Here is a 15,447-nt window from a genome sequence, read left to right on the forward strand (position 1 = left end):
ACGGCCCGCGCCCCGGCGCTTCTCACAGCGCCGGTCCGCCGCCCCGGTACTCGTTCGCGAGCAGGGCGTCCATGGTCGAGCTCAGCCGGCCGATGAAGTCCTCGAACCGCTGGATCTCCTGCGGCGAGTACGCGGACATCGCCTCGGCCATCCGCTGGGCGTACGGCCCGAAGAACGCCTCGGCGCGCGGCCGGATGCCGGGGCTGCTGCGCAGGGTGACCACCCGGCGGTCGGTGCTCTCCCGGGTGCGGACGATGTGCCCGGCCTGTTCGAGACGCTTGAGGAGGATGGCCGTCGCGCCGGAGGAGAGCGAGACGCGCTCGCTGAGGCGGGCGGGCGAGAGGGGTGCGCCCTTGTCCTCGGCGTACAGGATCTCCACCAGGGCGGCGGCGTCGGTGGAGTGCAGCCCGAGCCAGCTCGCGAAGCGGCGGGTGAACTCGGTGTAGTTGGCGCCGAAGGCGCGCAGGCCGTCCATGAGGTGGTCGACGCGGGTCCCGTCGCCGCCGTCGTCGTCTGTTCCGCTTCTGCCGGCTCCCGCCTCGGCGTTGGCCATGGTCCCGGTCCCACCCTCTCTGCCGCTCTCACGCACGCTCACGCGATCTCACGCGCTCTCACTCGTTTTGACAACCTACCGCGCCGACTTTACCTTTGCCGCAAAGCTAACTACCTTTGCGGCAAAGCAACCCTGGGGAGTCGAAGCGCCATGTCCGAACCTTCTGAACCTTCCAAACCTTCCGAACTCGCCGAACTCGCCGAACCCGCCGAGCCCGCCGAACTCGCCGAACTCGCCGAACCCGCCGAGCCCGCCGAGCTCGCCGAGCTCGCCGAACCCGAGGAAACCCCTCCCTCCGTACGCCAGTGGCTCGGCCTGCTCGCCATCGCCCTGGGCGTCGCGCTGATCGTCGTGGACATCACGATCGTCAACGTGATCCTCGCGCCGATCATCGAGGACCTGTCCATCGGCTCGTCCGAGGCGCAGTGGATCCAGGAGTCGTACGCGATCACCTTCGCGGCCCTCCTCCTGGTCACCGGCCGCCTCAGCGACCTCTACGGCGCGCGCCGGATCTTCCTGCTGGGCCTCGTCGTGTTCGGCGCGACGAGCCTGCTGGCCGCCCTCGCGCCCAGCGGCGGGCTGCTGATCCTCGCCCGGTTCGTCCAGGGCGTCGGCGGGGCGATGATCCTGCCCACCTCCCTGGCCCTGCTGAACGCCACGTTCTCCGGGCGCGCCCGGGGCCAGGCGTTCGCCGTCTGGGGCTCGACCATCGGAGCGGCGGCGGCCGTGGGCCCGCTCATCGGCGGCTGGCTCGCGGACTTCTCCTGGCGCTGGGCCTTCGGCATCAACATCCCGCTCGTCGCCCTGATCGTGGCGGGGGGCCTGCTGTACCTGGACGTGTCGCCGCGCACCCGGGGCCGTATCGACGGCGTCGGAGCCGTACTGTCGGCGGCCGGCCTCGGCCTGCTCGCGTACGCCCTGATCGAGGGCCGCAGGCACGGCTGGCTGATGACGACGAAGCCGCTGGAGCTCGGGGGCCTCTCCTGGAGCGGCGGCCCCTCACCGGTGCTGGTCGCCTTCATCGCCTCCGCCCTCGCCCTGGGCGCGTTCTGGCGGCGGCAGGCGACGCTGGACCGGTCGGGCGGCGAGCCGCTGATGGACGTCGGCCTGTTCTCCATCCGCTCGTTCCGCAACGGCAACTTCGTGACGCTGATGGTCGGCCTCGGCGAGTTCGGCATCATCGCGGTGCTGCCGCTCTGGCTCCAGTTCGCCCTCGGCTACAGCGCGTTCCAGGCGGGACTGGCCCTGGTCGCCCTCGCCGCGGGCAGCTTCGCGGCCTCCGGGGCCAGCTTCCCGATGGCGGCCACGGTGTCGGCCCTCACCCAGGTACGGATCGGCCTGGTGCTGGAGGCGGCCGGACTGGCGATGCTGGCCCTGATCGCCTCGACGGACAGCGCCTGGTGGCTGATCGCGATCGCGCTGTTCGTGTACGGAGTCGGCGTCGGCTTCGCCACGGCGCAGGTCACCAACATCGTGCTCGTCGACGTCCCGCCCCGGAGCGCCGGGCAGGGCTCCGGCATCCAGAGCGCGGCGCGCGAACTCGGCTCGGCACTGGGGATCGCCCTCCTCACCACCCTCTTCTTCAGCACGCTGGCCTCCGGCATGACCGACCGCCTCACGCGCGCCGGGGTGGCGAAGGAGGAGGCGGAACAGTTGGGAGACGTCGTCACGGAGAGCGCCGGTTCGGTGATCGGCGCGTTCGCGCAGGACCCGCGTACGGCCGCGGCCGCGGAGGCGGCGCGCGAGGCGATGGCGGTGGGTGTGCAGGTCTCGGGGTACGTCTGCGCGGGGCTGCTGCTCCTGGCGCTGGCGGCGACGCTGTTCATGTCGCCGGGGACGGGTCGGAAGCCCCGGGAGGAGGAGAAGCCGAGCGAGCGGCAGGGAGTGCGCGGACCGGCCCGGTGAACAACTCGTTCGTACGTCGCCCTCCCCCGCCCCCATGATGAGCGCATGGCCCTGAACGACACCCTGGCCCGCGTGGACGCGGACCTCGCCGCCGGACGCGTACCGGTGGCGAGACAGCGTCTGCGCGGGCTGGTCTCCTCCTACCCGCACGAGCCCGCGCCCCGCCGCCGCCTGGCCGAGGTCTACCGCCTGTACGACGATGCGGCGGAGGCCGGCCGCTGGATGTACCTGGAGGAGGACCGCTCACCGGAGGAGACGGCGGCCTTCGAGGAGCGGTACGCCGATCCCGTACGCCGGATGCGGGCCGTCGCCTGGCTGGGCAAGGAGTCGGACGCCGCGACTCCGCTCGCCGCCGCGCGACTGGCCGCCGTACGGGAGACCGCCTCGGACGCTCTCGGCCGGCCGGTCACGTGGGACGGCCTCGCGGAGGTACGGGGAGAGGCGCGGGAAGGCGGATGTGGACGGCTGACCGGTGCCCTGGCGGGCGTCGGGTGCCTGCTCCTCTCCCTCGCCTTCCTCGGGGTATGGGTCTACGGGCTGGTCTCGCTGCTCGGCTGAGGCCGAGGCTGAGGGGGCTCGGTGTGAGGGGGCTCGGTGTGAGGGGGGTGGGGCTGGGGAGGCTCCGACTGAGGGCGCTCGGACTGAGGGCGCAGGGCCTCCAAGCGGGAGCCCCTGCTCTCCGCGATCCGCTGGACCTGCTCCAGGCACTCGCTCAACCGGCTGGCGAGGAAGTGGAGTTGCGGGGCCGTGGCACCGGGTTCCGTCAGCAGACCGTCTGCGTGCCCCAGCAGTTCGTAGGCCATGTCGAGCTGGATGTCCTCCACCTCGTCGGCCTTCCGGGACACGTAACCGGTGCCGTTCCCGACGACGTAGCAGGGCTTCCCGCCCGTACCCGTCCACGGCAACAGCCGCACTGCAGTGGCGTCGCGCCCGCCGATCACCCTCATGCGCCGGCCTCGATTCCCCGGCCGGGACGAAGGCCCGGGGATGGCGGCAGCGGGTTCGGGGGGCGGGTGATGGGGTGCTCCATGGGGGCCTGCTTTCTGTTTGCCTGTCGGGCGGGCGTCGCTTCTTTCCGTAGCGAACTCATCACAGAGTGGGGTCGTGGGTCGCTACGCTTCTAGGGGGTCGGGCATGACAGCACGCCGGTCAGATCGAGGAGTTGAGCGCGCCCATGAAGTCGGAAGAGAAGCCGCGTACGGCACGGCAGAAGTACGGCAAGGAATTACGGCTCCGACGCCTGGCCGCCGGGCTGACCCAGGAGGCGCTGGCCGAACAGGTGGTCTGCTCACCGACGCTCATCAGCCATTACGAGGCGGGGCGACGGCTGCCGAGCCCGGACGACGCGCGGCGGATCGACCGGGCGCTGGGGACGGACGGGTTCTTCGAGCGGTGGTTGGAGGACCTGGAGACGAAGTACACCGATCACTTCGCGGCCGTGGCGGAGTTGGAGCAGCAGGCGGTGCTTATCCAGCAGTTCGCGCTGACGCTCGTGCCCGGCCTGTTGCAGACGAACGATTACGCGCGAGCCCTGTTCCAGGCATTCCGGCCCAACCACCGTCGAGAGGAGATTGACCAGGAGGTTGTCATCCGAACAGAACGCGCCCGCCTTCTCGATGGCCCGATGAATCCGGTGATGTGGACTCTGCTGGACGAGGCGGTGCTGCGGCGGCAGGTCGGCGGCCCGCAGGTGATGGCCACGCAGCTACGGAAAATCGCGAACATGGCTGAGGTGGGACGCCTGCGGCTGCACGTGCTGCCGTTCGGGGCCGGGGCCCACTCCCTCCAGCAGAGTCTGCTGACGCTGATGAGTTTCGCCGACTCTGCGCCGGTCGCGTACGTCGAGGGCTTCCAGACGGGCAACTTGATGGATGATCCGCGATTGGTGACGTCCAGCCGTGCGGCCTACGATCTCGCCCTGAGCGATGCGTTGTCGCACCAGGAGTCGGTGGCCCGCGTGCGGGCCGCAGCGGAGGAGCACGAACATGGTCAGCAGTAGGCGGAGCGTTGCGGATGCGTCCACCCTCACGGGCTGGTTCAAGTCCACCTACAGCGGCGGGGACCAGGGCGAGTGCCTTGAAGTCGCCCGTGGCCACGCTACCGTTCCCGTACGCGACACCAAGGCGACGAACGGCCCCGCGCTGACGTTCTCCGCCCAGGGCTGGTCGCGGTTCATCACGGCAGTCAAGGACAGCGAGTTCCCCACCTGACGTATAGCAGACCGCCATTAGCCCCGTCTGCGTACGTCGCAGCGTCACAAAGGAGCGCGAACTTGCACACCACAAAGCCCACCACCACTGACGGCTCAACACTGACCGGGTGGCGCAAGTCCAGCTACAGCGGCGGGGCCAACGGCGATTGCCTCGAAGTCGCGGACGGCCACGCCACCGTCCCCGTACGCGACACCAAGACGACGAACGGCCCCGCGCTGACCTTCTCCACTCACGGCTGGACCCAGTTCGTCACCGCCGTCAAGGGCGGCGAGTTCCCCACCTGACGCACCGCGTACGCCAGCAGTCCCGCCGGCGTACGCCGAAGCATCACGGTGGATCACGAACAGGCAGCGCCTGGTACCGCTGGTGGGGGTGTGTCAGCACTTGTGGGGACCGCCGCCGGCAGGCGGGGATGCCAGCGGCGATCCGTAAGAAGCGTGGTGCGAAGATGGCTCCATGAGGTTGACTGACAGCGACAGCAAAACCGTCCACTACGTACGGTTCGAGTCGCCGCACCGGAACCAGCGGGGCCACTTCACCGGCGTCTTCGGTCTCATCAACACGCTGGCGCGGGAAGGGAAACTGTCGGAAGAACAGGAACTCTTCCGCCGCACCAACAACAGTTGGTACAACGTCGCGTACACCGACCCCTCGACCCTTGATCCCAGTATTTACAACCACGAGATCAACCCTGGCGCGGCAGCATGGTTCAAGCCGTCAGCCGAGCATCTCCTTACGCGGGTCCCTGGCTATCTGGAGATACTCGCAGCCCATGGCGTGGAATGCCGGCTTCTGCGTTCCGCGGATCCGGGTCGAGTCATCTATGAGGACGACGTGCAGATCGTGGTCGTGCCGTACTCGTAGGCTTCACAGCTCTCATGCCCTGGAACGCCACCGCTCAGAATGCCGACCGTACTCGTGCATGCGCTGATGCCTCAGAACCGCGCAGTTCGGCCTCGGTCCCGGCCCCGAACGGATGGCGATGCGCCCCCGGCAGGGCCAGAACCACCCTGATTGAGTTCCGCCGCACACCGCTAAAGCGTGCGGCCGCAGACGCAGCAATTCGGCCTTTTAGAGCTCGTAACACGATCTCAGCAGGCGTGTTAGCGTCAGCGCTGTGTCCGCACGACCAGCGGATACGTTTCGTATCTGGGGGATATATGCGCGTCATTCGGTTGGCTCTCGTCAGCTTACTCGCGACGGCCTCGCTCGTCGGATCGTCCTTCGCCACGGCGAGCGCGGAGCAGCTTCCTGCGCCGAAGCCGAGCCCCGCGGTCGAGGCCGCACCGGGCGTCGAAGGTTCCCCTTCCGCCGCGGCCGCGCCCATCGGTCTCTTCGTGACGACCGGCGACAAGGTTCACTACTCGACCTCGAAGCCGGGGTCTCCCGCGGCGATGTCCGGTCACGGCTGGTGGATCAAGGGGACGACCAAAGCCACCAAGGCCAACATCTCCATCTGGCTCGAGGTGAAGTCCGGGAAGGGCTGGCGCGTGGTCGGCTCGGGCGTGAAGAAGAACGCGTACCCCGGCGGTGGCAGCAAGGGACGGGCGACGGCACGCATGGTGTGCGCCCAGGGCCCAGTCGCTCCGGGTGCGAAGTGGACGTACCGCACGCGGATCGACGTTGACCTCATCGGGCACGCCGACAGCAACGAGCAGGCCGTGACGGCGCCGCAGTCGTACCCCTGCCTGCCCCGGGCCTAGTCGGTAGGTGATTCCTTTGACCGGTATGGATTCGACACTGATCGTCAGCCTCACGGGCTCGATCGAACTTCACGAGTGGGCCGCCCGGCTGTACGCGGACGGCCGGGACGACGACGCGTTCAGCCTGATCGTCAGACAGGGCGTCATGCAGGGCCTGACGGAGTTCCACGGGTCGAAGGAATCACCCCGGGTCAGTTGGAGCCATCACGACGCGGGCGACTCGTGGACCGGAAGCTCCGACGCACCCGAACTGATCTGGCTGCAGGTCGACACTGCCGAATCGGCACCGGGCAGACTTCCGCTGCAACCGATCGGGGCCGTGCTCGACCGGGTTCTCAGGAAGGTCGGCACACCGCGGATCGATGAGGGTGACTTCCTCATCCCGCTGGGCCGGTTCCCCCGTGACCCGATGGAGTTCGCCTACGACCGCGACTGGTTCGAGTTCTCCGACCCGGACCGGTCGGAAGTGACCGGCATCGAGCTGTACGCGTCGGCCGGCGAGAGTGCGGACGTGGCCGACGTGGCCGCGACGGCTCAACCGTGGCTCGGTGACGCAGCCATACTGGCCGTGAGCGACCGACCCGCCCCGGGGCCGGTCGAATTCCGAGGATCTCCCTACGTACCGCTGGAGTTCCTCGGCCAGGTCGACTGCACGGTCCGCGAGTGGTCGATCGAGGCACTGGCCTGGCTGACCGAAGTCCTCGGCTGGGCGATGTCGAGTGCGGGGTGTGGGAACCACGGGCTCGTGCGGCTACGCAGACAGCCCACCACGCGCGTCTGAACGGCCCGGGCCCCGGCCGCCAAGGGCCGCGATTTCTCCGCCTGACGTACGTCAACCTCCCAGCGGCCCCGTCACGGTCATCGACCTGACGGGGCCGTTGTCATGGAGCATTGCCCAGCTATTCAAACTTGACTAGGGTCGGGGTCATGACCGAGAAAACCATCCCGTTACTTCCCTGCCGGACCGAACTCCTCCAGTCCGTGGTCGACTTCTACACAGCCCTGGGCTTCGAGACGACGCACGTGCAGAAGAGCCCGTACGCCTACGCCGTGGTCGAACGGGGAGCGGTCGAGCTCCAGTTCTACGGCATGAAGGACTACGACCCCAGCACGTCGCACTCAAGCTGCTACGTGCTCACCGAAGACGTCGACGGGCTGCACGCGGCGTTCCGGTCGGGCCTCAAGGCGGCGTACGGAAGCATCCCGACGCGCGGGCTGCCGCGTATCGGGCCGCTGAAGGACATGACGTACGGGGTACGGCAGTTCCTGGCGACCGACCCGACCGGCAACACCATCCGGGTCGGGCAGGCGATCAGCGACGAAGGCGACGAGGAGGACCCCTACACCGCGCCGAAGGAGACCTTCTCCCGGGCGCTGCACATGGCGGACATGTTCGCGGACTCCAAGCAGGACTATCCGAGGGCCGCCAAGATCCTGGACCGGGTGCTGAACCTGGAGGACGAGCAGCCGACCCCCGTACAGAAGGTGCAACTGCTGGTCATGCGGGGGGACATCGCCCAGCGGTTGGGGGATGTGGAGGGGGCTCGGGGTTGGCTGGAGGAGGCGGGAGCAGTTCAACTCACCGCTGAGGAACGGGAGACGGCGGGGGACGCCCTGGCTCGACTGAGCGATCTCCGGGGGTGAGCCGGGGGCGGGGCCGACCGGCCTGGGCTCCGAGGCCGGTCGGGGTGGGTGGGGCCACGGGGGTGACCTGTAGCGCTCGGTGATCGCCGGGGTAGGTCGTCTACAGGTCGAGCACCGCCCACACCCGCCGACCGTCCTCCGCCGTGTCCATCCCGCACGACACCGCGCCCAGCCGAGTGAGTTCCGGCAGGACCGCGTCATCGGTGACCGTGCGCTCCGGCCGGTGCGACAGAGCGACGCTCAACGCCTGCCGTCCCTGGTCAGCAAGATGGACGGACACTCGACGGCCCCCGTCCGCGACCGCCGTGCGCACCAGCAGCTCCGTCAACTCCGCGAAGGAATGGCCCACTTCCCGGTGCCCCCACTCGTGCAGCCGGTGGAGCAACGGGCGCGATGCCTTACTGGGCGACCAAGAAGCGGACTCGAACGGCCAGTTCGCGGCCCGCCGGTTCCGAATCAGCATCCGGGCACGTGCCGCACCAACAAGGCGCGTCTCCGGGCGGGGAGGCGGGGCGCTTCGAAGGGGGTGGGGTCTTCGGCGGATAGTCCGGGGGGTGATCCGGCACGGCGACTCCCAGGATCGGCGCGGACGCCCATCGTATGACCGGGTGTTGCAGCTCATGGATACGATGGGCCATTCCTTCACCCGTATAGCTGGGCACCCTGGGGGGCGAACGCCATTGCCTACGTGGTGCCTTGCGATATGCGGTGGGGCCCGCCTCACTCGGCATCGCAAAGCCCTTGGCTGTGCCGACAGTTCCGCTCTGTCAGCATGTAGGGATGAGCTGCACACTCTTGAGTCAAGAACTGGCAAAGCCTTCATAGACCCGCAGGTCAGGAAGAGTGGTCCCCGCGCAGGCGGGGGTGTTCCGGAGTACCTCCAGGAGCACGTCGACGACGGGGTGTGGTCCCCGCGCAGGCGGGGGTGTTCCGGGGCTGACGGGTGCGATGCTCGCCCTGGAGGCGTGGTCCCCGCGCAGGCGGGGGTGTTCCGCTGAGTCCACGGCCCCGCGAGTGTGGGCGCCTGCGGTCCCCGCGCAGGCGGGGGGTGTTCCATCGACCAGGGGCGGGCACTCGGGCGTCGGGGCGTGGTCCCCGCGTAGGCGGGGGTGTTCCGCTCCGGCCAGGGCCAGCGCCGCCATGGCGTCGGTGGTCCCCGCGTAGGCGGGGGGGGGTTCCGCGGGGCCAGGCGGTGCTGTTCAACGCTCTCGGTATGCGCGACGCCTCCGGTCAGACTGGGGCCTCTCTCGCCACGCCGCTGACCTGCACGCTCAACGACCGCCGTGACGGGGCGCGAGCCTCCTCGACCGGGTCGGGGGAAGCTGGCTCGCGAAGTCGTCTCGCGTTGTAGCAACAGGGTGCCCCACCCCTCCTCCGTCATTTGGTCACAACCCCGTTACTACCGGGACATCCGACTCCCTGGGGTGCACCCGATGGCTACGGTCGGACCTTCACGAACCGTACAAGGGAGACAACTTGAACACCCGCACACTTGCTGTCGCGCTCGCTTGTACCGCCGCCGTGGCCCTCGTCGGCTGCGGCCCGGACGCCACGGAACCGGCACCGGCGACACCCGCCGTGACCGAGCCCACCACTGAGGCTCCTTCTGCGGCGGCGAGCAAGGAGGAGGTCGAGTCGAAGGCGGTCCCGAACTTCGTCGGCATGGGGCTCCAGTCCGCACAGGACACCGCGCAGAAGGAAGGGTTCTACGCGCTGAAGTCCCACGACAGTGCCGGGCGGGGGAGGATGCAGGCGCTCGACCGTAACTGGAAGGTCTGCTCGCAGAACGTGGCGGCCGGCAAGACCGTCCCCGTCGACACGGTGCTGGACTTCGGCACCGTGAAGCTTGAGGAGGAGTGCCCCGCCAGCGACGAGAAGGCGCCTGAGGCGGCGGGCGAGAAGATGCCGAACTTCGTCGGGAAGTCCGTGAAGGTCGCCCGTGACGCACTCGACTCCAACACGTCGATCACCGTCACCGACCAGGCCCAGGACCGCATGGTTTTCATGGAGAGCAATTGGCAGGTGTGCGCCCAGACACCGTCCCCCGGGGCCACCCTGAATGGGCAGCCGGTCGAGTTCACCGCAGTGAAGTTCGAGGAAAGCTGCTGACGCGCACCCGTACCGCTCATGTTCTCCTGCTTGCTCACCGCCTGCGGTGGCGCGGGCGAGTCGGCCGCACCCGGGTCGGCGGTGAGGGCGTCCTCCACGGGTCTGGCCTCCGGGAAGCCGCTCGCGAAGCCGTAGGTCGTCAGTCGTCAGCCGTCAGCCGTCAGTTGGAGGTGGCAGCAGGTCGGCGGGTGGGCGGCGCGGGTCAGAAGGCCCGGGTCAGCTTCTTCGACGTGCTGCAGTGGGCGGTCCTCGTGTGGCGCCACAGTTGCACGATCGTCAGGCCGAACAGGGCGGTGAACGCCACGAGGATGAACGCCGCGATCTCCGTCTGCCGACCACTGGCGTCGCGGTCCAGTTGGAGGACCAGACCCAGCAGGGAGAGCACCATGCCGCCGAGGTATACCGACCGGACGCGCCGCAACTGACGTACAGCGCGAGGGGCGAGAGCTACACGCTTCATGAGGGCCATGTGCGGCGGATACCCCGGGGGCGGCCGACCAGTCACCCCGTCACCGTCGTGGCCGCAGTGCCTGACCGTCTTGCCGGAGTGTGCGCCGGAGCCGTTCGGGGGGCGCGAGGCCGCTGCACCCCCCGAACGGTGGAGGTGAGGGCCGGTTCCAGGGCCCTCAGGGTGTTGTTCGGAGCCTGAGGTCGTTCGGATTGGTCCGGGGGGCGATCGCTCAGATCGGCTTGCGCCATACGGAGATGCGTTTCGCGGAATCCTGGGTGAACGGCGTTTCGTCCCAGTCCGCGACGCGGCGTTCCCGGTCGAGGCCGGCGATCCTCGCCATCAGGTCCAGCTCCGCCGGCCAGGCGTACCGGTGCCGGGAGTTCGCGCGGCGGTAGCGGCCGTCCTCGCCGTCGCGCGTGAAGTGGTGCGAGACGAGAATCTGCTCGACCAGGTCGAAGGTGTCGAAGCCGAGATGCCGCTCGGACACGTCGAACGGCACCGCGCTCTGGTCGGGCGGCAGCGATCGGAGGGGCGGGACGACCAGTTCGATCAGTTGGCCAGCCAGAGCGCGAGGTTCAGCGCCGCCGCGTAGCCGACCCACAGCAGGTACGGCACCAGCAGCCAGGCCGCGCGCCGGTCCACCCGGGCGGAGAGCAGCGCCGTGGCCACTACGGCGGCCAGCAGCAAGGTGATGTCGAGGAAGGCCAGGCCATACCGTTCGGCCGCGAAGAACAGCGGCGTCCACAGCGCGTTGAGCGACAACTGCGTGCCCCAGGCCACCAGCGCCGGGCGACGGCCGGGCGCGGGGCGGCGGGCGACGAGCCAGCCCGCCACCGCGATCATCCCGTACAGCACCGTCCACACCGGGCCGAAGAGCCATCCGGGCGGTGCCCAGATTGGCTTGTCCAGAGCTGCGTAGGTGCTGCCCGCGTCACCCGTTGCGAGCGCTCCGGCAGCGGCCACGCCGTAGCAGAGGGCGAGCAGCAGCAGGAGCGTGGGCCAGCTCCTGCGGCGGGAGGGCGCCGCTCCGGCGGTGGGGGTGGGCGACACGGGCGTACTCCCTGTTCCTTGGGGGGGTGTATGGGTGGCACTGGGGTGTTCTCGAGTGGGGGCCGGGGTGCTCTCGGATGGTGCGGGGGTGTTCTCGGGTGGGGCCGGAGTGCTCTTGGATGGTGCCGGGGTGTTCCCGGATGGTGCCGGGGTGCTCTCGGAGCGGCGGGTACCCCCCTCTGGGACCTTCACCCGGGAAGCCGGAGGCGGCGTCCGCCGGTGGGCCGGGGCGGGCGTAATTCGGTGGTCCGGCCCCCGTACCTCTTGTTACCGTCCTCGCACCTCCGCCGCGGAGCCGACCGCAGGTGACCTCTGGGCGCACGCCCTGGAAAGCAGTTGATGTATGGCCCGGCCTCTCATTCCGAGCTCCCCTCGTCGCGCCTGTGGCGTCGGGGCGACCGGGCCTGACCGCATGTGCGAAAGCCGTACGTTCACTGTCTGCTGACGTTCAGCGTTCACCATCCGCCGACGTTCCACGGCGACCGGCCCTTCTCCACGCCCTCCGACCCTTCGGCGCTCCGGTCCCTTCGGCGCTCCCGCGCGAGGGGTGCTCGGTATTTCCCTGCTGCTTTTTCCTCACCTTCGGCAAGGAGTATCCGGGTGTCACACGACAACCCCCAGCACCGTTCAGCCATGTCCTCCCTGGACACCTTCACCTGCGTCCGCTGCGGACTGACCGTCGCCGCGTTCGCGCCGGACGGCAGCCGGCGCAACCACTGCCCCACCTGCCTGCACTCCCGGCACCTCGTCGACCACGTCGAGGGCGGGCCCTCCGACTGCGAGGGCCGGATGACCCCCATCTCCATCGCGGTGCTGCGCACCGGGGCGTGGATGGTCGTCCACCGCTGTGTCCGGTGCGATGAGCTGACCTCGTCCCCGGTCTGCGGGGACGACAACCAGTTGATCCTGATGCGGATGGCCGTAAGCCCGCTCGCACAGCCGCCCTTCCCGCTCGAAGCGTTCGGTGACCTGTGATGCGGGCCCGCCGACCGCGACATGACGCGGCACGACAGGGGAGGCGGCCGTGACGCGGCGTCGGGCCCGGCAGGCCGGGCGGCGTCGTCCCCAGCGCGCCAAGGACGTGCTCCACGGGCCGGCCGGGACGCGCGGCGACGCCTTCCGGTGCGTGGGCTGCCGGCTCGACGTGTCGGTGGTCGCGCCGGGCACCGCCCATCGCAACCACTGCCCGTCCTGCCTGGTCAGCCTGCATGTGGACCGGCGGGTGCCGGGCGACCGGGCGGCGGACTGCGGTGGACGCATGACGGCGCTGAGCCTGTCGGTACGGCAGGACGGGGAGTGGATGCTCATCCACCACTGCCTGACCTGCGGCGAGCTCAGTGCCAACCGCATCGCGGGCGACGACAACGCCCTGGCGCTGATCCGGCTGGCGCTGCGGCCGCTCGCGGACGCCGGTATCCCCGCGCGGGTCATGCTCGCGCTGTGATCCGGCCGCAACCGGCGGCGATTCGGCCGCGACCCGGGGTGATTCGGCGGTGCCCCGGCCGCGATTCGGGGGTGATGCGGCCGCGCCCCGGGGTGATGCGTCGGTGATGCCGGAGGGCCGTCCGGTGTTCGCCGGGCGGTCCTCGGCTCCGGCTCGTGGTTCGGGGCCATCGGCGTTCGCCGGGCGGCCCCCGGGCCGTGGTCCGTGCCGTTCCCCGCCGGGGCCGGGAAGCAAGAATGGGGCCCGGCCTCGCGGCCGGACCCCCCTCGCTTTCCCCCCGTCGGGCCTTCCCGTTCCCCCCGGACCCCTCCCCGGAAGTCCCGACGCCATGTGTGACCCGGGAGGGTACGCAAAGGTTGCAGCCCTTTGCGATCTCTTTACCTTGGAGGTCGATCACCGCTCTCAGCAGGCATGTTGCGCATAGCGCCGCGCCACCTCGGCCAGGACTTCCGCCCCGTCCCGGGCCCACAGCGCCTCGTTGAAGATCTCCACCTCGATCGGGCCGTCGAAGCCCGCCGCCTCCACTTCCGTACGGAATGCCCGGAAGTCCACGCTGCCGTCGCCCAGTTGGCCCCGGCCCAGCAGAACTCCCGCCGGAAGCGGGGTGATCCAGTCGGCCAGCTGGAAGGAGTGGATGCGTCCGCCCGCGCCCGCCCGGGCGATCTGGGCGGGGGCCCGGTCGTCCCACCAGACGTGGTACGTGTCGACGACCACCCCGACCTGCTCGGCCGGGAAGCGTTCCGCGAGGTCCAGGGCCTGGGCCAGGGTCGAGACCACGCAGCGGTCCGCCGCGAACATCGGGTGCAGCGGTTCGATCGCCAGGCGTACGCCGCGTCCGGCCGCGTACGGGGCGAGTTCGGCCAGCGCCTCGCCCACCCGTTCCCGCGCGCCGTGCAGGTCGCGGCTGCCGGGCGGGAGGCCGCCGGAGACCAGGACCAGGGTGTCCGTCGACAGGGCCGCCGCCTCGTCCACCGCCCGGCGGTTGTCGTCCAGGGCGCGGGCCCGCTCGGCCGGGTCCAGGGCGGTGAGGAAGCCGCCCCGGCAGAGGCTCGTGACGGTGAGCCCGGCGTCGGCCATGAGCCTCGCCGTGCGCTCGACGCCGTACGCCTGCACGGGAGCCCGCCACAGGCCCACCTTGCCGATGCCCGCCCTGACGCAGCCCTCCGCCAGCTCGGGCAGCGACCACTGCTTGATGGTCTCCTGGTTGAGCGACAGCCGGGAGAGCCGGTCGTTCATCGCGTGCCCCCGTGGACCGCCAGCAGTGCGCGCATACGGTGCGCCGCCAGCTCCGGGTCCGGGAACAGGCCCAATCCGTCCGCCAGTTGGTACGCCTTCGCCAGGTGCGGCAGCGAGCGGGCCGACTGGAGGCCGGCCGCCATCGTGAAGTGGGACTGGTGGCCGGCCAGCCAGGCCAGGAACACCACGCCCGTCTTGTAGAAGCGCGTGGGCGGCTGGAAGAGGTGGCGGGAGAGTTCGACCGTGGGGTCGAGCAGGGCGCGGAAGCCGTCCACGTCTCCCGTGTCCAGCACCCGTACCGCGTGCGCAGCCAGCGGGCCCAGCGGGTCGAAGATGCCCAACAGCGCGTGGCTGAAGCCCCGTTCGTCGCCCGCGATCAGCTCGGGATAGTTGTAGTCGTCGCCCGTGTAGCAGCGCACCCCGCTCGGGAGGCGACGGCGTACGTCGATCTCGCGGGCCGCGTCCAGGAGGGAGATCTTGATGCCGTCGACCTTGTCCGGGTGCTCGGCGATGACCTTCAGGAACGTGTCCGTCGCCTCGTCCAGGCCGGTATTGCCCCAATAGCCCTCCAGCTCCGGATCGAACATGGGCCCCAGCCAGTGCAGGATCACCGGCTCCGACGCCTGGCGCAGGAGGTGGGCGTACGTGGCGAGGTAGTCCTCCGGGCCCCGTGCCGCGCGGACCAGCGCGCGGGAGGCCATCAGGATCGGCTGCACGCCGTTCGCCTCGGCGTGGGCGAGCTGCTCCTCGTACGCCGATACGACCTCGGCGAGGGCCGGTTCGCCGGACGACGGCAACTGGTCCGTGCCCACGCCGCACGCGATCCGGCCGCCTGCCGCCTTCGCCTCCGCCGCTGAACGGCGGATCAGTTCGGCCGCGCCCGCCCAGTCCAGGCCCATCCCGCGCTGGGCGGTGTCCATCGCCTCCGCGACGCCCAGGCCGTGCGCCCAGAGGTGGCGGCGGAAGGCGAGCGTGGCGTCCCAGTCGATCGCCGCCGGGTCGTCCGGGCCGATGTCCGCGTACGGGTCCGCGACGACATGGGCCGCCGCGAAGACCGTACGGGAGGTGGGAGGTTGTGCGTCCGGCGCGAGGTCGAGCGGTGTGGCGCGCGGGGTGTACGGGCCCTGGGGCAGGGGCAT

Annotated in this window: 19 protein-coding genes and 1 pseudogene; 12 read left to right on the forward strand and 8 right to left on the reverse strand. The window is 70.1% G+C overall.

Annotation, left to right across the window (positions count from 1 at the left end; translation table 11 throughout):
* Window positions 1-22: 22 nt before the first annotated feature.
* Window positions 23-553 carry a MarR family winged helix-turn-helix transcriptional regulator gene (locus ACLJPL_RS03455; protein WP_411079136.1) on the reverse strand — a complete coding sequence of 177 codons (531 nt, stop codon included), beginning with the start codon at window positions 551-553 and terminating at the stop codon, window positions 23-25.
* Between the two features lie 150 nt (window positions 554-703).
* Between ACLJPL_RS03455 and ACLJPL_RS03460 the strand changes: the two genes are divergently transcribed.
* The gene (locus ACLJPL_RS03460) at window positions 704-2,458 is read left to right on the forward strand and encodes an MFS transporter (protein WP_411079137.1); all 1,755 of its coding nucleotides are present in this window, start codon (window positions 704-706) and stop codon (window positions 2,456-2,458) included.
* 45 nt (window positions 2,459-2,503) lie between these two features.
* The gene (locus tag ACLJPL_RS03465) at window positions 2,504-3,016 is read left to right on the forward strand and encodes a DUF6584 family protein (protein ID WP_411079138.1); all 513 of its coding nucleotides are present in this window, start codon (window positions 2,504-2,506) and stop codon (window positions 3,014-3,016) included.
* Here ACLJPL_RS03465 and ACLJPL_RS03470 read toward each other — a convergent pair.
* Window positions 2,989-3,405 carry a hypothetical protein gene (locus tag ACLJPL_RS03470; RefSeq protein ID WP_411079139.1) on the reverse strand — a complete coding sequence of 139 codons (417 nt, stop codon included), beginning with the start codon at window positions 3,403-3,405 and terminating at the stop codon, window positions 2,989-2,991. The two genes, ACLJPL_RS03465 and ACLJPL_RS03470, sit on opposite strands and share 28 nt — an antisense overlap.
* Before the next feature lie 227 nt (window positions 3,406-3,632).
* Here ACLJPL_RS03470 and ACLJPL_RS03475 point away from each other — a divergent pair, with 227 nt between their 5' ends.
* The 7 genes from ACLJPL_RS03475 (at window position 3,633) to ACLJPL_RS03505 (ending at window position 8,018) form a co-directional block, all read left to right on the forward strand.
* A complete protein-coding gene (locus ACLJPL_RS03475; RefSeq protein WP_411079140.1) occupies window positions 3,633-4,457 on the forward strand; it encodes a helix-turn-helix domain-containing protein in 825 nt (274 codons plus the stop codon).
* A complete protein-coding gene (locus ACLJPL_RS03480) occupies window positions 4,444-4,668 on the forward strand; it encodes a DUF397 domain-containing protein (RefSeq protein ID WP_411079141.1) in 225 nt (74 codons plus the stop codon). The genes ACLJPL_RS03475 and ACLJPL_RS03480 overlap by 14 nt, the downstream gene beginning before the upstream one ends.
* Window positions 4,669-4,730: 62 nt before the next feature.
* The gene (locus ACLJPL_RS03485; RefSeq protein ID WP_411079142.1) at window positions 4,731-4,955 is read left to right on the forward strand and encodes a DUF397 domain-containing protein; all 225 of its coding nucleotides are present in this window, start codon (window positions 4,731-4,733) and stop codon (window positions 4,953-4,955) included.
* 172 nt (window positions 4,956-5,127) lie between these two features.
* Complete coding sequence (locus ACLJPL_RS03490; protein WP_411079143.1) at window positions 5,128-5,535, forward strand: hypothetical protein; 408 nt, start codon at window positions 5,128-5,130, stop codon at window positions 5,533-5,535.
* Between the two features lie 296 nt (window positions 5,536-5,831).
* Window positions 5,832-6,374: a hypothetical protein gene (locus ACLJPL_RS03495; protein WP_411079144.1), complete on the forward strand. Its 543-nt coding sequence runs from the start codon at window positions 5,832-5,834 to the stop codon at window positions 6,372-6,374.
* 25 nt (window positions 6,375-6,399) lie between these two features.
* The gene (locus tag ACLJPL_RS03500) at window positions 6,400-7,155 is read left to right on the forward strand and encodes a hypothetical protein (protein WP_411079145.1); all 756 of its coding nucleotides are present in this window, start codon (window positions 6,400-6,402) and stop codon (window positions 7,153-7,155) included.
* Window positions 7,156-7,301: 146 nt separating this feature from the next.
* Window positions 7,302-8,018 carry a VOC family protein gene (locus ACLJPL_RS03505; protein WP_411079146.1) on the forward strand — a complete coding sequence of 239 codons (717 nt, stop codon included), beginning with the start codon at window positions 7,302-7,304 and terminating at the stop codon, window positions 8,016-8,018.
* 100 nt (window positions 8,019-8,118) lie between these two features.
* Here the strand turns inward: ACLJPL_RS03505 and ACLJPL_RS03510 are convergent, their stop codons facing one another.
* Window positions 8,119-8,481: a hypothetical protein gene (locus ACLJPL_RS03510; protein WP_411079147.1), complete on the reverse strand. Its 363-nt coding sequence runs from the start codon at window positions 8,479-8,481 to the stop codon at window positions 8,119-8,121.
* A 1,013-nt stretch (window positions 8,482-9,494) separates the two neighbouring features.
* Between ACLJPL_RS03510 and ACLJPL_RS03515 the strand changes: the two genes are divergently transcribed.
* On the forward strand, window positions 9,495-10,127 hold the full coding sequence (locus tag ACLJPL_RS03515; protein WP_411079148.1) for a PASTA domain-containing protein: 633 nt from the start codon (window positions 9,495-9,497) through the stop codon (window positions 10,125-10,127).
* A gap of 202 nt (window positions 10,128-10,329) precedes the next feature.
* Here the strand turns inward: ACLJPL_RS03515 and ACLJPL_RS03520 are convergent, their stop codons facing one another.
* The 3 genes and pseudogenes from ACLJPL_RS03520 to ACLJPL_RS03530 all read right to left on the reverse strand — a co-directional run bounded on the left by ACLJPL_RS03520 (window position 10,330) and on the right by ACLJPL_RS03530 (window position 11,628).
* Window positions 10,330-10,596 carry a hypothetical protein gene (locus ACLJPL_RS03520; RefSeq protein WP_411079149.1) on the reverse strand — a complete coding sequence of 89 codons (267 nt, stop codon included), beginning with the start codon at window positions 10,594-10,596 and terminating at the stop codon, window positions 10,330-10,332.
* Window positions 10,597-10,807: 211 nt separating this feature from the next.
* Window positions 10,808-11,131: pseudogene (locus ACLJPL_RS03525) on the reverse strand (SAM-dependent methyltransferase); the annotation flags it as partial.
* The gene (locus ACLJPL_RS03530; RefSeq protein ID WP_411079150.1) at window positions 11,128-11,628 is read right to left on the reverse strand and encodes a TspO/MBR family protein; all 501 of its coding nucleotides are present in this window, start codon (window positions 11,626-11,628) and stop codon (window positions 11,128-11,130) included. The gene ACLJPL_RS03530 and the pseudogene ACLJPL_RS03525, both read right to left, overlap by 4 nt.
* Window positions 11,629-12,261: 633 nt before the next feature.
* Between ACLJPL_RS03530 and ACLJPL_RS03535 the strand changes: the two genes are divergently transcribed.
* Both ACLJPL_RS03535 and ACLJPL_RS03540 read left to right on the forward strand, forming a co-directional pair.
* Window positions 12,262-12,603 carry an RNHCP domain-containing protein gene (locus ACLJPL_RS03535; protein WP_411079151.1) on the forward strand — a complete coding sequence of 114 codons (342 nt, stop codon included), beginning with the start codon at window positions 12,262-12,264 and terminating at the stop codon, window positions 12,601-12,603.
* A 49-nt stretch (window positions 12,604-12,652) separates the two neighbouring features.
* The gene (locus ACLJPL_RS03540) at window positions 12,653-13,072 is read left to right on the forward strand and encodes an RNHCP domain-containing protein (protein WP_411079152.1); all 420 of its coding nucleotides are present in this window, start codon (window positions 12,653-12,655) and stop codon (window positions 13,070-13,072) included.
* A 402-nt stretch (window positions 13,073-13,474) separates the two neighbouring features.
* Here ACLJPL_RS03540 and ACLJPL_RS03545 read toward each other — a convergent pair whose 3' ends face one another.
* Window positions 13,475-14,308 carry a sugar phosphate isomerase/epimerase family protein gene (locus ACLJPL_RS03545; RefSeq protein WP_411079153.1) on the reverse strand — a complete coding sequence of 278 codons (834 nt, stop codon included), beginning with the start codon at window positions 14,306-14,308 and terminating at the stop codon, window positions 13,475-13,477.
* Window positions 14,305-15,447, reverse strand: coding sequence for a dihydrodipicolinate synthase family protein (locus tag ACLJPL_RS03550; RefSeq protein WP_411079154.1), 1,143 nt, complete (start codon window positions 15,445-15,447; stop codon window positions 14,305-14,307). Before ACLJPL_RS03550 ends, ACLJPL_RS03545 begins: the two co-directional genes overlap by 4 nt.

The organism is Streptomyces sp. cmx-18-6 (assembly GCF_046548915.1).
GTDB lineage: Bacteria > Actinomycetota > Actinomycetes > Streptomycetales > Streptomycetaceae > Streptomyces.

Coding starts and splice junctions, on each gene's coding strand:
- ACLJPL_RS03455 (WP_411079136.1), bottom strand. CDS start 553: ATGGCCAACGCCGAGGCGGGAGCCGGCAGAAGCGGAACAGACGACGAC.
- ACLJPL_RS03460 (WP_411079137.1), top strand. CDS start 704: ATGTCCGAACCTTCTGAACCTTCCAAACCTTCCGAACTCGCCGAACTC.
- ACLJPL_RS03465 (WP_411079138.1), top strand. CDS start 2,504: ATGGCCCTGAACGACACCCTGGCCCGCGTGGACGCGGACCTCGCCGCC.
- ACLJPL_RS03470 (WP_411079139.1), bottom strand. CDS start 3,405: ATGAGGGTGATCGGCGGGCGCGACGCCACTGCAGTGCGGCTGTTGCCG.
- ACLJPL_RS03475 (WP_411079140.1), top strand. CDS start 3,633: ATGAAGTCGGAAGAGAAGCCGCGTACGGCACGGCAGAAGTACGGCAAG.
- ACLJPL_RS03480 (WP_411079141.1), top strand. CDS start 4,444: ATGGTCAGCAGTAGGCGGAGCGTTGCGGATGCGTCCACCCTCACGGGC.
- ACLJPL_RS03490 (WP_411079143.1), top strand. CDS start 5,128: ATGAGGTTGACTGACAGCGACAGCAAAACCGTCCACTACGTACGGTTC.
- ACLJPL_RS03495 (WP_411079144.1), top strand. CDS start 5,832: ATGCGCGTCATTCGGTTGGCTCTCGTCAGCTTACTCGCGACGGCCTCG.
- ACLJPL_RS03500 (WP_411079145.1), top strand. CDS start 6,400: ATGGATTCGACACTGATCGTCAGCCTCACGGGCTCGATCGAACTTCAC.
- ACLJPL_RS03505 (WP_411079146.1), top strand. CDS start 7,302: ATGACCGAGAAAACCATCCCGTTACTTCCCTGCCGGACCGAACTCCTC.
- ACLJPL_RS03510 (WP_411079147.1), bottom strand. CDS start 8,481: ATGCTGATTCGGAACCGGCGGGCCGCGAACTGGCCGTTCGAGTCCGCT.
- ACLJPL_RS03520 (WP_411079149.1), bottom strand. CDS start 10,596: ATGGCCCTCATGAAGCGTGTAGCTCTCGCCCCTCGCGCTGTACGTCAG.
- ACLJPL_RS03535 (WP_411079151.1), top strand. CDS start 12,262: ATGTCCTCCCTGGACACCTTCACCTGCGTCCGCTGCGGACTGACCGTC.
- ACLJPL_RS03545 (WP_411079153.1), bottom strand. CDS start 14,308: ATGAACGACCGGCTCTCCCGGCTGTCGCTCAACCAGGAGACCATCAAG.
- ACLJPL_RS03550 (WP_411079154.1), bottom strand. CDS start 15,447: ATGCCCCTGCCCCAGGGCCCGTACACCCCGCGCGCCACACCGCTCGAC.